Genomic DNA, 13,938 nt, shown 5'->3' with positions numbered 1-13,938 from the left:
TAACTAAACCATGAAACGATTGTGAGTAATCCAACTGAAACAGCCTTTTTAAAGCTTGTCAATCAGCATAAAGGTATTTTATATAAAGCTTCCCGGATCTACGCTGACTCTATAGAGGATCGGGAAGATCTCCAGCAGGAAATCCTCATTCAGCTCTGGAAATCCTATCAGAGCTTCAAGGGAAACAGTGAATTTTCTACCTGGATGTATCGTGTCGCTATCAATACTGCCATCACTTATTTGAAAAAGGAAAAGCAGAGGTCCGGCAATCATACAGATACTCCTCATCATTTTGAAGTACAGCAGGAAGATTATAACCCAACAAAAGATAAGCAATTAGAAATATTTTATAATGCTGTCCAAGAATTAAACTCTCTGGAGAAAGCCGTCATATTTTATTTCATGGAAGGGATGTCACATAAGGAAATAGGAAGCAACCTCGGGCTTAGTGAAGGCAATGCCCGTGTAAAACTGAACAGAACAAAAGAAAAAATACAACAAATCATAAAAAAATCAGGTTATGAACTTTGATCAATTAAAAGAACAATGGAATAATGAAGACGGTAACGTCAATATTCCTGACAACATAGCGCAATTAAAGGAAAGCAAACATCCTATAGAAAAAATTCAAAAGAGTATGAAGAAAGAGTTTCCAATGCAGGTTCTTGCCATCATTCTTATAGGATTCTTTCCTCAAATACTAAAATTTCCAGTTTCTCAATACGTTATTTATTATACCTCTTATGCCATGCTTGTGGTAATATCCTCCTATTACTTATTTGGATTTTACAAATTTTATAAGCAGACAGAACTTTATACCGGAAATACTAAGCACAGTCTCTGGAAAATCTACCACGAATTAAAACTTAATATGGAAAGATACCAGTCTTTTGGCTTCCTGCTTCTGCCTCACTTTATGATCACCCTGGGTCTTGAATTTTATAAAGTATTGGCAAAAAAAGGAATGACCTTTGAAAGTGTAACCAATTCTTATCAGCAAACTCTTATTATAAGTGTTCTTATCGGAACAATCGCTATTATAGTTAATATTGTTCTATGGACAAAATACATCTATGGACGCCCGGCTAAACAACTGGAAAACATTCTAAACGAAATAGATGAATAACATTTAAAGTATCTTTTACAAACATAAAAAATGAACCTCAGAGCATTTCTGAGGTTTTGTTTTTTAAAAAATTGTTATTTATCATCTTCAAATTTATTTGAGGTTTTATTTTTCCTTAAATTTGCAGATCAGAAATAAAGTGTTATGGATTTCTAAAATTTTGATCCTAGCCATTATTTTCCGAATCATTTAATTCTCTAAGCATGCTATCAAAAATAAATCCTATACAAACCAATAGCTGGAAAGCCCTTGACGAACATTTCGCATCAACAGATCTTGACTTAAGAAGTCTCTTCCAGTATAACCCTAACCGTTTTGAAGAATTCTCTTTACAGAAAGACAATTTTCTTTTTGATTATTCTAAAAACTTAATCGATTCAAAAACAAAGACGCTTTTATTACAATTAGCAGAAGAATGTCAGCTAAAAGAAGCCATTTCCAAAATGTTTTCTGGTGATAAAATTAATGAAACAGAGGGAAGAGCAGTGCTTCATACTGCTTTGAGAGATTTTTCTGATCGTGAGATCCTTGTGGATGGGGAAAACATCAAGCCACAAATCAACAGTGTTCTTGATCATATGAAATCATTTTCTGAGGAAATCATTTCCGGAACTCACAAAGGATTCACTGGAAAAGAGATTACAGATGTTGTAAACATCGGAATCGGAGGTTCAGATTTGGGACCTGTAATGGTTTGTTCGGCTTTAAAGCATTTCAAAACAAGATTAAACGTACACTTTGTTTCTAACGTGGACGGAAATCATATCGCAGAGGTCATTAAAAACCTAAATCCTGAAACTACCCTATTCATTATTGCTTCCAAGACGTTTACAACTCAGGAAACAATGACGAACGCAAATTCAGCAAAAGACTGGTTTCTTAAAGCCGGAAAACAAGAAGATGTAGCTAAACACTTTGTAGCCTTATCCACTAATATTGAAGCCGTTAAAAGCTTCGGGATTGCACAGGAAAACATTTTTGAATTCTGGGATTGGGTCGGTGGAAGATACTCTCTTTGGAGTGCTATCGGACTAAGTATCGTATTAGCTGTAGGATATGAAAACTTTGAACAACTATTAAGAGGTGCCTTTGACACAGATCAGCACTTCCAGACTGAAGATTTCTCTGAAAACGTTCCTGTGTTAATGGGACTTTTAGGAATTTGGTATCGTAACTTCTATGCTGCAACAAGCTATGCAATTCTTCCATATTCTCAATATTTAGACCGATTTGCGGCTTATCTTCAACAGGGAGATATGGAAAGCAACGGAAAATGTGTGGACAGAAATGGTGAATTTGTAGAATACGAAACAGGACCAATTATATGGGGAGAACCGGGAACGAATGGACAACATGCATTTTACCAACTGATTCATCAAGGTACAGAATTAATTCCTGCAGACTTTATTGCTTATGCAAAAAGCTGTAATGAAGTTTCTGACCATCAGGATAAATTATTAGCCAACTTTTTTGCTCAGACTGAAGCACTTGCCTTTGGAAAATCTGAAGAAGAAGTGGAGGAAGAACTTACAAATGCAGGAAAATCTGATGAGGAAATCGACAGATTATTAAACTACAAGGTCTTCCACGGAAACACACCATCAAACTCAATGATATTCAAAGAATTAACTCCTTTTTCATTAGGACAATTGATTGCTATGTATGAGCATAAAATCTTCGTTCAGGGTGTTATCTGGAATATTTTCAGTTTTGACCAGTTTGGTGTAGAACTAGGAAAGGTTTTAGCCAACAAAATCTTACCTGAACTTGAAAGCAATGAAGTGGTAAGCTCACACGACAGCTCTACCAATGGATTGATTAATTATTATAAAGGAAACAAATAGCAGATGTCTGCATTAAGATCATATTATTATAAACTGCCGCCTGGGCTTCGTCTTTTAGGAAGAAAAATTTATTATTTTCCTATAGACCTGTATGAAGGACTTACCGGGAAAAGAGCTAAAAATGAACCTAAAAAGGGTGATATTTATGTGGGAGGCAGTGACTTTATCCCTCATGGGATTCGTCAGATGAACGTTCTGAAAAAATACATCACTCTTAAAAGCACAGATCATGTTCTGGATGTAGGCTGTGGAATCGGAAGAACAGCTGTTGCCCTATCCGGATTCATAGATAAAGGAACATACGACGGTTTTGATGCTGTGGAAAAAGGAATTAGATGGTGTGACAAACACATTCATCAAAAATATCCGAACTTCAATTTTAAGTTTACACCTATTTATAATGATCTGTACAATACTTTCAGTCAAAAAGCTGAAAACTTTACATTTCCTTATGATAATGCTCAATTTGACAAGGCCTTTCTATTCTCAGTATTTACGCATATGCAAATTCCTGAGATCAAGCAATATTTGCAAGAAATCAGCAGAGTATTAAAGGGCAACGGACAGTGTCTGGCTACATTCTTTCTGTATGATGAATCTAAAACCGAAAGAGGCAGCATGAGTTTCCCACATCAGTATGATGGATACAGGCTGATGGATGATAAGGTAACTGCTGCAAATATTGCCGTAAGCATTCCACTATTGAATCAAATGGCACATGATGCAGGCTTGAAAGTAGGCACTATAAAAGGAGGATTCTGGAGAAATGATGTAGAAAAAGAAAACGCCGACGAGTTTCAGGATATTGTTGTATTCGAAAAAATCTAAATCTAAATAAAAGTAAAAAAAGTAAAAATGGCAGAAATTCTTGACGGACTTAAAGTATCCAAGGAAATAAAAGCAGAGATCAAGGTTGAAGTGGAAAAAATCCTTGCAAGCAAAAGAAGAGCACCACATTTGGTTGCTATTCTTGTAGGAAATAATGGCGCTAGCAAGGCTTATGTAAATGCTAAGGTTAAAGATTGTGAGGAAGTAGGATTTCAATCCAGCTTAATTAAATTCCCAAGCACAGTTTCTGAATCCGAATTATTGGAAAAAATTGATGAATTAAACAAATCTAAATCTGTAGATGGGTTTATTGTTCAGTTGCCTCTACCGGATCAGGTTGATCAGGAAAAAATCATTAATGCTATTGATCCAAGAAAAGATGTGGACGGTTTCCACCCTGAAAACTTTGGAAAAATGGCATTGGAAATGGATACATTCTTACCTGCTACCCCTTTCGGAATCTTAACATTATTGGAAAGATATAATATTGAGACTAAAGGAAAAGACTGTGTAATTATTGGAAGAAGTAAAATTGTAGGAAGACCAATGAGTATCCTGATGGGAAGAAAAGATTTCCCTGGAAACTCTACGGTAACGCTTACACACTCTTACACTAAAGACATCGAAGAATATACTAAAAAGGCTGACATTGTAATTACTGCTTTGGGAGATCCACACTTTCTGAAAGGTGAAATGATCAAAGAAGGAGCTGTAATTGTTGATGTAGGTATTACAAGAGTAGATAACGATTCTCCAAAAGGATATTACCTTGCTGGTGACGTAGATTTTGATAGCTGCGCAGCAAAGGCAAGCTGGATCACACCGGTTCCTGGAGGAGTAGGCCCAATGACAAGAGCAATGTTGATGAAAAACACCATCATTGCCTATAAAACTTCGGTCTATAACGACTAATTTTAAAATGAATAAAGAACAAGATATTTTATTAAAAGAAGGTAAAATGCTCCCCGTAATGGAGCATTTTTACACTTTACAAGGAGAAGGAGCACATACAGGAAAAGCCGCCTACTTTATCAGGTTAGGAGGTTGCGACGTAGGATGCCATTGGTGTGATGTAAAGGAAAGCTGGGATCCGGAACTTCATCCGTTGATGGATGCAGCAGAAATTGCGGAAACAGCAGCTAAACATTGTAAAACAATAGTTCTTACAGGTGGAGAACCTCTAACCTGGAATCTGGAAATACTAACATCCAAACTAAAAGAACTTGGATGCACCATTCATATTGAAACTTCAGGAGCTTATCCTATGAGTGGTCATTTGGACTGGATCACCCTTTCACCAAAGAAAACCGGACTGCCAAAAGAAGAAATTTATCAAAAGGCAAACGAGCTTAAAATGATCGTTTTCAACAATCATGACTTTGAATTTGCAAAAGAACAGGCAGCAAAAGTTTCCGAAAATTGTAAGCTTTATCTTCAGAGTGAATGGAGCAAACGAGATGATATGTACCCTAAGATTACAGATTTCATTCTGGAACATCCGGAATGGCAGGCATCAGTTCAGACACATAAATATCTGAATATCCCTTAAAAATACGTACATTAGCTAGCCGTATTCGATATAACCCCGATAGATGCAGAGAATTCGATACTCTAGATACCTGAAATCGATCATCATTTTGCTTGACCTTATGGTTATTGCATCTATCTTTATATTCTTTTTTATAAGCAGAAACGAGGAATTAAAATATCATAAGGAAACCTGGTATCAGAACGCTTTTTCCCTGATTTTAATATTTTTGTTCTGGGTGCTCTTAAGCGGTAGAACAAAAATATACAATATCCCAAGGAACCTTACCTATACCCTATTTCTAGAACGCCTTTTAATTCATTTTATATCTTTTATACTCGGTGTTCTGCTTATTGGAAAGGTAAGTAAAAATGTGTTCTTCAATTCGGATATTTACTGGTTGTCGTTCTACCTGTTCGCTTTTATCTTTTTGGCAAAATCATTTATCTATTTTTCCATTAAGTATTTCCGTTCTTTAGGGGCTAACTATAGAAACGTCATGTTTTTAGGAGATAATGATTCTACGGAGATCCTGAAAAACATATTTAAAGATCGTAAGGATTACGGATACAAAATATTTGATTATAACAACATCGATATCAATCCGGCAGACTTAGTAGAATTCTGGAAAAGTAATGGAATCCACACCTTATTTCTTTCTACAGAAAATTCCTACAACGAAGATGTAGAGTCTAAAATATTTAAACTGGCAGAGGATAATAAGGTTCACATTTCTTTGATTCCAAGCATCACACAAAGTGATTTATTCCTTTATGATCTTGGTTATATTCAGACCCAGCCCGTTCTTAATCAGGCAAGATATCCGCTGGATTATTATTCCAATTTCCTGATGAAAAGAACGTTTGATATTGCTTTTTCAATTGTTGTATTGATTTTTATCTGTTCTTGGGTATTTCCAATTATCGCGATATTAATAAAGACAACATCTAAAGGCCCTGTTTTTTTCCTCCAAAAAAGGTATGGTTTCCATGAAGAGGTATTTAACTGTATCAAATTCAGAACTATGGTTGTAAATGATGAATCTACAACCCAAACCACCAAAGAAAATGATTTGAGAATTACCAAAATAGGTAAATTTTTGAGGAAAACAAGCCTTGATGAGCTGCCACAGTTTGTGAATGTTTTAAAAGGAGAAATGTCTGTTGTAGGTCCACGCCCTCATATGTTGGCTGTAGATAATTACTATAAGCCAAAAATCGGAAGATACAGTTTAAGGAGTATGGTAAGCCCCGGAATTACAGGTCTGGCACAGGTAAATGGGTTACGTGGAGACTCTGGTGATGTAGAAGTAGAGATGAAAAAAAGGATTCTGGCTGATGCATTTTATGTAAGAAACTGGAGTTTTGTACTGGATCTGGTCATTATTTTAAAAACCATTTTACTGGTGATTGGCGGTGATAAAAATGCAAAATAAAGCTAAGCTTAAGGTGAGGATAATTTTAACATTTCCTAGACTTTAGTCTTCGCTTCAACCTTAGCCTAATTCAATAAAAAAGTCTAATTTAGCAGTATGTTAAAAAAGTTTTTCACAGCAGTAGGAGAATATATGATTTTTCTAGGAAAATCCCTGCAGAAACCCCAGAAAATGAGGGTTTTTTGGAAGCTGTTCATGAGAGAAATTAATGATTTGGGAGTAAATTCTTTCGGACTTGTGATCTTCACATCTATATTTGTGGGAGCTGTAGTTGCTATTCAAATGTTCAATAACTTTGATGCTTCTTCTTTTCCTATTCCTCCCGCTTTCGTAGGATATGCAACAAAAGCAGTACTTATTTTGGAATTTGCACCTACCATTATCAGTTTAATTTTAGCCGGAAAAGTAGGTTCCTATATTGCTTCCAGTATTGGAACAATGAGAGTTACTGAGCAAATTGATGCCTTGGATATTATGGGAGTAAATTCACCCAACTTTTTGATATTTCCAAAAATCATTGCCTGTATGCTTTTCAATCCCTTGCTTATCGCTATCAGTATTGTATTTGGTATTGGCGGAGGTTATATTGCAGGGCTATTAACAGGAAACTGGACGCCTAACGACTATATCACTGGTATTCAAATGTATATGCCTAATTTATTTATCTATTATGCATTTGCTAAAACCACTGTATTCGCATTCATCATTGCAACAGTTCCGTCCTATTTCGGATATTATGTAAAAGGTGGATCTCTTGAAGTAGGTAGAGCCAGTACGCAGGCTGTGGTATGGACAATGGTATTCATTATCATTTCCGAATTAATTTTAACCCAATTAATATTAAGCTAATGATTGAGGTAAAGGATCTTAAGAAAAGTTTTGATGATGTTGAAGTACTTAAGGGAATTTCAACTTCATTTGATAAAGGAAAAGTAAACTTAATCATTGGGCAAAGTGGCTCAGGAAAAACCGTTTTTCTAAAAAGTTTATTGAATGTTTATATGCCATCATCCGGAGAAATCTTATTTGACGGCAGAGATGTAAACACGATGAACAGGGAAGAAAAACAACACCTTCGTTCAGAAATCGGAACCGTATTTCAGGGAAGCGCCTTGTTTGATTCCTTAACAGTAGAGGAAAACATTATGTTCCCGCTTGATATGTTCACGAATCTTACTTACAGAGAGAAAAAGAAAAGAGTTTTCGAAGTAATAGGAAGAGTACATCTTGACAAAGCGGATAAAAAATACCCTTCTGAAATTTCGGGAGGAATGCAAAAAAGGGTTGCCATTGCAAGAGCAATTGTAAACAATCCTAAATATTTGTTCTGTGATGAACCCAATTCCGGACTAGACCCATATACTTCAAAGGTAATTGATGATCTTCTTTATGAAATCACCAAGGAATATAATACCACAACCATCATCAATACTCACGATATGAACTCTGTAATGACGATTGGCGAGAAAATTGTATACCTAAGACTCGGAATCAAAGAATGGGAGGGTAATAAGGATATCCTGATTACTGCAGGCAATAAAAATCTGATTGATTTCGTTTATTCTTCAGAACTGTTTAAAGAACTGAGAGAATACTTACTTGAGAATAATAAAACGATTGAAAATACAAAAATAGACGATAATGAAAAAGGTACTTAGTATAGCGTTAGTAGGGTTTTCAATGTGGGCTTCTGCACAGATATCACTGGCAGCTAAAGCTAACTTAATATTTCCTACAGGCTCACCATCATGGTCAAACATTAAAGGAACCGTGAATGATGCTATTGAAGGAACAGGAAAAAACAATGTAGGATTCAATGCAGGACTTTCCTTAAAGGTAGGGCTGCCTACTGCATTCTTTTTGATGCCGGAAATTTACTATACTCACTTCAAAAATGAGTTTACTACAGAGAACACAACTTTTGATGTTAAAAGCAACCGTATTGATGTTCCGGTTCTTTTAGGATATAATGTTTTAGGTAATATGCTAGGAGTTTTTGTAGGACCTGTCGGAAGCTTTAATCTAAGCAAAGACAATACCTATAATGACTTTAAGGAAAATGCTAAAAACAATTTTACAGTTGGATATCAATTCGGGGCACAGCTTGAAATCAAAAAGCTTATTGTAAATGCAAAATATGAAGGCGCATTCAGTAAGGATGAAAGAAACTTCATCAACAAGGTTTCGGGTTCTGAGATCAGATATGACAACAGACCTAACTTATTTATGGTAGGTTTGGGATATAAATTTTAATCAACGATCAAGAATAACAACTTAAAATCCTCAAATTTTATATTTGAGGATTTTTATTTTGATTTTCAAGCTCAGCCTGGCGTTTTGCAATTTCTGCAGCCTGCTTTTCAAGTTCTTCTTTTTCCTTTTGAAGCTGCTTGAATTCTTTTTTCTTTTGTTCCGCCTTCATCGCGCTTCCTTTGCTTAGGTATCCTACCATTCCGCCAATGATTAATCCTATACCTACCCCAGCCATCATTCCCATGATATGAGATATTTTAATCTGTTCTACTGCAAAATCAGTGGTAAGATAAAAAAGTAAAGCTGAAACTGCTAAGAGGATAAGTCCGGTAATTGATAAACTCTTCATAATATTGTGTTTAGGTGGTTACATTAAAAAAGCCTTACCAAATTTACTAAAAATTTAATAAGGCTCTACTCAAGATTAAAATTCTAATTACATTTTTCCTCCTGCAGCCTTATAATATTCTAAAGCTTTTGGTAAATCTTTATTGATATCTGAGATTCTTGTCTCAGGATTCGGGTGAGTGGATAAAAACTCAGGTTGTCTTGCTCCTGAAGAAGCTCCCTCCATTCTGTTCCAGAAAGGAATAGCAGCTCTTGGATCATATCCTGCCATAGACATTAGATAAAGTCCCATTTCATCAGCTTCTGACTCCTGTCCTCTACCATATTTCAATAATGCTACCTGAGAACCAATAGGATATACTTTTTGAAAAACGTTGGCCCATTGTGCATTTGAAATTGCTCCTCCAAGAATAGCTCCTCCGTACTGAGCCATCATAGCTTGAGAAATTCTTTCGTTTCCATGCCCTGCCAATGCGTGTGAAACTTCATGTCCCATTACCACAGCAAGACCATTATCATCCTTTGTAATCGGTAAGATCCCTGTGTAAACAGCTACCTTACCTCCAGGCATACACCATGCATTCAGTTCGTTACTTTGCAGAAGATTAAATTCCCAACTATAGCTGGCAAGATCTGCTGATCTTCCTATATTTTGATAATATCTTTCTGCTGCATTTTTTATTCTGTTTCCTACATTTACCACTCTCTTAGCATCTGATGTTCCGGTAATTACCTTACCCTTAGACAATGTCGTTTTGTACTCTTGCGAAGACATTGTTAAAATTTCTGAATTATTGGCCAGCTGTAAAGATGACCTCCCCGTAATAGGGTTTGTCGTACAAGCTGTGATCGACAGAGCGATTGCTCCAATTCCAAATAGATGTGTAACTTTCATAGTTTGAGTGTTAATAATTCAACCTTAACAATTTTTATTCCAAAATGTTGAAAGAGGAATATATTTGCATACATTTTGCTGTTTAAATGTAATAATTATATTTATTATGAAAAAGTATATTTCTCTTCTGATGATCTTTGGATTTTTGTTCTTCTTTCAGAGCTGCGCATCACAGGGTTCATCAGATCCAAAAATAGTGAATACGTTGGTGGATTCTCAGGAATTTACTTTCCATGCCCAAAGAGCCAATCCTACGAATTATGATGTGATCAACGTTATGAATTCACTACCGAACACTACTTCTACCAGAATGTTGAATCTGGATGGTGATTACACAATTGATGTAACAAAAAGTAATGTAGTTGTAGTATTGCCTTACTTTGGAAGATTATTCAACCCAACTTATGGAAATACAGACAATAACAGTTATAGATTTACTTCAAAAGACTTTACTATTAATAAGTCTCAGAATAAAAAGGGTACTTGGGTTTTTAGGATCAAGCCTAACGATGTAAAAACTGTGGATGAGATCAATATTGAGATCTTTAAAAATGGTAAGGCATTCGTTTCTATGAGAAGTAATGACAGACAACCGATCACCTATGACGGGTATGTTTCTAAAAGTGAAGTAAAACAGGAAAAGGAAAAACTTTAATCTCTGTTTTCTCCCAATAAAAATTTTTCAACAAATAATTTTGCTTCAGTGCTTGGATTAGAAATCATCTCTGAAGCATTTTTTTTGTGCATAAAGTAAGCTTCTTCTGCTGCATTGCTTTTTTTCATCAGCGATAAAATATATTCTTTCACCCAATACTCGAAGCGTTTCTCTGCCTGCTGAGTACGAATTTCTTCAAAGCGTCCGGCATTCTTTTTCAGGTCAATAAATTCAGAGATCTTGTCATAAATTTCCTGCAGTCCTTCATTATGTAAAGCTGATCCTAATAATACAGGAATTTTCCATCCTTTTTCTTTAGGTGGAATAAAATCTAAGGCTCTTTTTAACTCCATTCTTGTGTTTTTTGCCTTTTGAAAATTATCCTGGTCTACTTTATTAATAAATATAACGTCTACCATTTCCATAATACCACGTTTTATTCCCTGAAGTTCATCTCCGCCACCAATAATTTTAAGAAATAGAAAAACATCGGTAATATCTGCAACCAAAACTTCTGACTGTCCTACTCCAACGGTTTCAATCAAAATGTAATCATAGCCTGCGGCTTCACAAATCATCATGGTTTCAAAGGTGGTATTGGCAACCCCTCCTAAAAATCCGGAACTTGGGGAAGGGCGTATGAAAGCATTTTCTTCTTTGGCTAATTCTTCCATACGGGTTTTGTCTCCCAAAATACTTCCTTTATTGATTGAAGAACTGGGGTCAATAGCGAGAACGGCTACTTTTTTACCCTGAGCAATAGCCAACCTCCCGAAGCTTTCAATAAAGGTAGATTTTCCGGCACCCGGAACTCCTGTAACTCCTACTCTTACTGACTTTCCTGTAAAGGGCATAATTCTTTTCAGAAGTTCCTCTGCCTGTATTCTGTGCTCTGCCTTTTTACTTTCAACTAAGGTAATCGCTTTTGCAATCAGGCGTTTGTTTCCTGATTGTATTCCCTCAATTAGTTCTTCTGTAGAAAATTTCATTGATTCAAAAATAATAATTAAAAAGTGAATGGTCAAGAGTTCAGTATCAATGTCAACACAAAAGGTTGATTATGGATCAATTCACATTTTATTATTCACAGTATTTTAATTTTTATTTCTTCTAAATTAAAACTACAACCCACTGTATCAAAGGGTTCCGGAATTTATTACATTTGTTATATATCAAAATAAGAAACATGAAAAAACTCATTGCTGCGGTATCATTCACTGCTATCTTTTTAGTTTCCTGTACTCCGAAAGCTTCACCATCTACTGCTGTTGCTGGAAGTGCAACATCTACGGCTGAAGAGATTGCTCAAGGGAAAACTATTTTTGAGAACTCTTGTGGAAAGTGCCATAAACTCCCTGATCCTACGTCACACAATTCTGTACAATGGGTGGGAATTATGAATGCAATGGCTCCAAAAGCAAAACTTACAGATGATCAGCACAAGTGGGTTTATGATTATATTGTTTCTGTAAAGAAGTAATCAACAAACAAAAATATGGGTATGAAAAAGTTAATCTTAAGCGGTATTGCAGCATCAGCATTTCTGGTGTCTTGTGGCCCAAAAAGTACGGCTGTAACAGGGCCGAAGTATACCTCATCTGAACAGTTGGCTCAGGGAAAAACTATTTTTGAAAATTCCTGTGCAAAATGTCACAAACTGCCTGAACCGACAAAGCATGACAATCAGGGCTGGATTAATACCTTAAGCAGAATGGCTCCTAAGGCTAAGCTTAATGATGAACAACATCAAATGGTATATGATTATCTGATCTCTGTTAATAAAAAATAAGCTTTCAAATGAAAGCTTATTTTTTTAATTAAACACATTGATTAAGCAACTGTCTTTTTTCGGGTTCTTGGTGCAGGCATTTTATCCTTAATCAGTTTTTCACGATCTTCCAGTATTTCTAGGGAGCTTCTGCAATAACTGAATTTTCTAGCCTCTTTAAGTTCCTCCAGAGCTTGCTTATATTGTCCTTTTCTTTCCATTAAAAGAGATTTACAGTTTAGAATCTCTGATTTATCTATACCTTTCATTCTTAAAGCATATCCAATCAGTTTTTCTGCTTCTTCATAATCTTCATTGCTTAAAAGACATTCAATATAATATCTGGGTGTATTCACGTTTCCTATATTGCTTTGCATAGCTTCTTCGAAATATTTTTTTCCGGTCTCATAGTCTTTTAAAACTTCTGAATATACTCTACCCATCAGACATAGGCTATCTGCGTCTTCAGGTTCGTAGGAAAGTGCATAATTCAAGGCATCCAGACACTCAGCCATATTATATGGAAAATTGTCCAGGGCTTCAAAATAGTATTTATTTTTAGTTAAGGTCATTGCTGTAATTTTTTAATTCATTTTTAAGGACATTCCTTTGTCTTTTATAGGATTTATCCTGATAATTTTTCTTAAAATCTGTTCCCATAAATGTACGAACAGGGTTTCCACGCTCCACCTGAAGATTGAGGCTCCATGTTTCTTTCATTTTACTTTCCAATTGTTGAATGTAGACTCCCATTACCTTTTCCTTTAATCTGATAATGGAAAGTTTCTTATTTTCCAATTGTGATCTGGAATCCTGCACAAACACAGACTGTTTACTTGGAAAGTGAGTCGCCCGAACGGCTGTATTCACCTTGTTGACATTCTGCCCGCCACTCCCCTGGCTTCTGGCAGTTTGAAATTTGATATCTCTTTCTTTAAAGTCTATGGTTTTCAAATTTTCCAATTCGAAGATCCCAATGAACCAGTTACTTCTTTTATGCAGTTTTCTGAATGTACTTTTGCCTACCCAACAAATACTTCCTAACCATGTTTGTAAGAATTCTTTTATATCTTTTCCTTTTAAAAGCAAGGTTACAGATTTCAATGTCAGATTTTCATCACCGTTTTCACGATGAATGATCTCATATTCTATATTATTTTCTTTTACTTCTTCAAGAAGAGTCTTTAGAACCTTGGAAACTACCCATTGGCACTCTAAAGGACCTCTCCCTGAAGTTATTTGTATCAATTTTTCCATT

Annotated in this window: 18 protein-coding genes; 13 read left to right on the top strand and 5 right to left on the bottom strand. The window is 35.6% G+C overall.

The window, feature by feature from the left end:
- The first annotated feature begins 21 nt into the window (after positions 1-21).
- The 10 genes from C1638_RS18300 (at position 22) to C1638_RS18255 (ending at position 9,014) form a co-directional block, all read left to right on the top strand.
- Complete coding sequence (locus C1638_RS18300) at positions 22-531, top strand: RNA polymerase sigma factor (protein ID WP_109623399.1); 510 nt, start codon at positions 22-24, stop codon at positions 529-531.
- Complete coding sequence (locus C1638_RS18295; protein WP_109623398.1) at positions 521-1,126, top strand: hypothetical protein; 606 nt, start codon at positions 521-523, stop codon at positions 1,124-1,126. Before C1638_RS18300 ends, C1638_RS18295 begins: the two co-directional genes overlap by 11 nt.
- 203 nt (positions 1,127-1,329) lie before the next feature.
- Positions 1,330-2,970 (top strand): glucose-6-phosphate isomerase, encoded by a 1,641-nt coding sequence (gene pgi / locus C1638_RS18290; RefSeq protein WP_109623397.1) that lies wholly within the window; start codon positions 1,330-1,332, stop codon positions 2,968-2,970.
- Positions 2,971-2,973: 3 nt separating this feature from the next.
- On the top strand, positions 2,974-3,798 hold the full coding sequence (locus C1638_RS18285) for a class I SAM-dependent methyltransferase (protein WP_109623396.1): 825 nt from the start codon (positions 2,974-2,976) through the stop codon (positions 3,796-3,798).
- 27 nt (positions 3,799-3,825) lie between these two features.
- The gene (locus C1638_RS18280; RefSeq protein ID WP_076357031.1) at positions 3,826-4,710 is read left to right on the top strand and encodes a bifunctional 5,10-methylenetetrahydrofolate dehydrogenase/5,10-methenyltetrahydrofolate cyclohydrolase; all 885 of its coding nucleotides are present in this window, start codon (positions 3,826-3,828) and stop codon (positions 4,708-4,710) included.
- Between the two features lie 7 nt (positions 4,711-4,717).
- A complete protein-coding gene (locus C1638_RS18275; RefSeq protein WP_109623395.1) occupies positions 4,718-5,347 on the top strand; it encodes a 7-carboxy-7-deazaguanine synthase QueE in 630 nt (209 codons plus the stop codon).
- Between the two features lie 43 nt (positions 5,348-5,390).
- Complete coding sequence (locus tag C1638_RS18270; protein ID WP_109623394.1) at positions 5,391-6,761, top strand: exopolysaccharide biosynthesis polyprenyl glycosylphosphotransferase; 1,371 nt, start codon at positions 5,391-5,393, stop codon at positions 6,759-6,761.
- Positions 6,762-6,857: 96 nt separating this feature from the next.
- Entirely contained in the window at positions 6,858-7,610 is a 753-nt protein-coding gene (locus tag C1638_RS18265) for an MlaE family ABC transporter permease (RefSeq protein WP_109623393.1), read from the top strand.
- Complete coding sequence (locus C1638_RS18260) at positions 7,610-8,419, top strand: ABC transporter ATP-binding protein (protein ID WP_106918032.1); 810 nt, start codon at positions 7,610-7,612, stop codon at positions 8,417-8,419. Before C1638_RS18265 ends, C1638_RS18260 begins: the two co-directional genes overlap by 1 nt.
- Positions 8,403-9,014, top strand: coding sequence for an outer membrane beta-barrel protein (locus tag C1638_RS18255; RefSeq protein ID WP_106918033.1), 612 nt, complete (start codon positions 8,403-8,405; stop codon positions 9,012-9,014). The genes C1638_RS18260 and C1638_RS18255 overlap by 17 nt, the downstream gene beginning before the upstream one ends.
- Positions 9,015-9,051: 37 nt before the next feature.
- On the opposite strand, the gene C1638_RS18250 is transcribed toward C1638_RS18255, so the two are convergent.
- A complete protein-coding gene (locus tag C1638_RS18250) occupies positions 9,052-9,363 on the bottom strand; it encodes a hypothetical protein (RefSeq protein WP_076357043.1) in 312 nt (103 codons plus the stop codon).
- 87 nt (positions 9,364-9,450) lie between these two features.
- Complete coding sequence (locus tag C1638_RS18245) at positions 9,451-10,257, bottom strand: M48 family metallopeptidase (RefSeq protein WP_109623392.1); 807 nt, start codon at positions 10,255-10,257, stop codon at positions 9,451-9,453.
- 106 nt (positions 10,258-10,363) lie between these two features.
- Here C1638_RS18245 and C1638_RS18240 point away from each other — a divergent pair, with 106 nt between their 5' ends.
- Entirely contained in the window at positions 10,364-10,912 is a 549-nt protein-coding gene (locus C1638_RS18240) for a DUF4251 domain-containing protein (RefSeq protein WP_109623391.1), read from the top strand.
- On the opposite strand, the gene meaB is transcribed toward C1638_RS18240, so the two are convergent.
- A complete protein-coding gene (gene meaB, locus C1638_RS18235; protein WP_109623390.1) occupies positions 10,909-11,901 on the bottom strand; it encodes a methylmalonyl Co-A mutase-associated GTPase MeaB in 993 nt (330 codons plus the stop codon). The two genes, C1638_RS18240 and meaB, sit on opposite strands and share 4 nt — an antisense overlap.
- 197 nt (positions 11,902-12,098) lie before the next feature.
- Here meaB and C1638_RS18230 point away from each other — a divergent pair, with 197 nt between their 5' ends.
- The gene (locus tag C1638_RS18230) at positions 12,099-12,392 is read left to right on the top strand and encodes a c-type cytochrome (protein ID WP_109623389.1); all 294 of its coding nucleotides are present in this window, start codon (positions 12,099-12,101) and stop codon (positions 12,390-12,392) included.
- A 21-nt stretch (positions 12,393-12,413) separates the two neighbouring features.
- Positions 12,414-12,701, top strand: coding sequence for a c-type cytochrome (locus C1638_RS18225; protein ID WP_076357193.1), 288 nt, complete (start codon positions 12,414-12,416; stop codon positions 12,699-12,701).
- A 41-nt stretch (positions 12,702-12,742) separates the two neighbouring features.
- On the opposite strand, the gene C1638_RS18220 is transcribed toward C1638_RS18225, so the two are convergent.
- Entirely contained in the window at positions 12,743-13,252 is a 510-nt protein-coding gene (locus C1638_RS18220; RefSeq protein WP_109623388.1) for a tetratricopeptide repeat protein, read from the bottom strand.
- Positions 13,239-13,937, bottom strand: a complete 699-nt coding sequence (gene prfH / locus C1638_RS18215) for a peptide chain release factor H (protein ID WP_109623387.1) — start codon at positions 13,935-13,937, stop codon at positions 13,239-13,241. The genes C1638_RS18220 and prfH overlap by 14 nt, the downstream gene beginning before the upstream one ends.
- Position 13,938 lies beyond the last annotated feature (1 nt).

The organism is Chryseobacterium oncorhynchi (genome assembly GCF_002899895.1).
GTDB lineage: Bacteria > Bacteroidota > Bacteroidia > Flavobacteriales > Weeksellaceae > Chryseobacterium > Chryseobacterium oncorhynchi.
Note: the sequence above shows the minus strand (reverse complement) of the source record. Positions and strands in the feature narration are given on the sequence as shown.

Excerpts from the sequence above, each read along its gene's own strand:
- C1638_RS18295 (WP_109623398.1), top strand. The coding sequence starts at position 521 with ATGAACTTTGATCAATTAAAAGAACAATGGAATAATGAAGACGGTAAC.
- pgi (WP_109623397.1), top strand. The coding sequence starts at position 1,330 with ATGCTATCAAAAATAAATCCTATACAAACCAATAGCTGGAAAGCCCTT.
- C1638_RS18285 (WP_109623396.1), top strand. The coding sequence starts at position 2,974 with ATGTCTGCATTAAGATCATATTATTATAAACTGCCGCCTGGGCTTCGT.
- C1638_RS18280 (WP_076357031.1), top strand. The coding sequence starts at position 3,826 with ATGGCAGAAATTCTTGACGGACTTAAAGTATCCAAGGAAATAAAAGCA.
- C1638_RS18275 (WP_109623395.1), top strand. The coding sequence starts at position 4,718 with ATGAATAAAGAACAAGATATTTTATTAAAAGAAGGTAAAATGCTCCCC.
- C1638_RS18270 (WP_109623394.1), top strand. The coding sequence starts at position 5,391 with ATGCAGAGAATTCGATACTCTAGATACCTGAAATCGATCATCATTTTG.
- C1638_RS18265 (WP_109623393.1), top strand. The coding sequence starts at position 6,858 with ATGTTAAAAAAGTTTTTCACAGCAGTAGGAGAATATATGATTTTTCTA.
- C1638_RS18260 (WP_106918032.1), top strand. The coding sequence starts at position 7,610 with ATGATTGAGGTAAAGGATCTTAAGAAAAGTTTTGATGATGTTGAAGTA.
- C1638_RS18255 (WP_106918033.1), top strand. The coding sequence starts at position 8,403 with ATGAAAAAGGTACTTAGTATAGCGTTAGTAGGGTTTTCAATGTGGGCT.
- C1638_RS18250 (WP_076357043.1), bottom strand. The coding sequence starts at position 9,363 with ATGAAGAGTTTATCAATTACCGGACTTATCCTCTTAGCAGTTTCAGCT.
- C1638_RS18245 (WP_109623392.1), bottom strand. The coding sequence starts at position 10,257 with ATGAAAGTTACACATCTATTTGGAATTGGAGCAATCGCTCTGTCGATC.
- C1638_RS18240 (WP_109623391.1), top strand. The coding sequence starts at position 10,364 with ATGAAAAAGTATATTTCTCTTCTGATGATCTTTGGATTTTTGTTCTTC.
- meaB (WP_109623390.1), bottom strand. The coding sequence starts at position 11,901 with ATGAAATTTTCTACAGAAGAACTAATTGAGGGAATACAATCAGGAAAC.
- C1638_RS18230 (WP_109623389.1), top strand. The coding sequence starts at position 12,099 with ATGAAAAAACTCATTGCTGCGGTATCATTCACTGCTATCTTTTTAGTT.
- C1638_RS18225 (WP_076357193.1), top strand. The coding sequence starts at position 12,414 with ATGAAAAAGTTAATCTTAAGCGGTATTGCAGCATCAGCATTTCTGGTG.
- C1638_RS18220 (WP_109623388.1), bottom strand. The coding sequence starts at position 13,252 with ATGACCTTAACTAAAAATAAATACTATTTTGAAGCCCTGGACAATTTT.
- prfH (WP_109623387.1), bottom strand. The coding sequence starts at position 13,937 with ATGGAAAAATTGATACAAATAACTTCAGGGAGAGGTCCTTTAGAGTGC.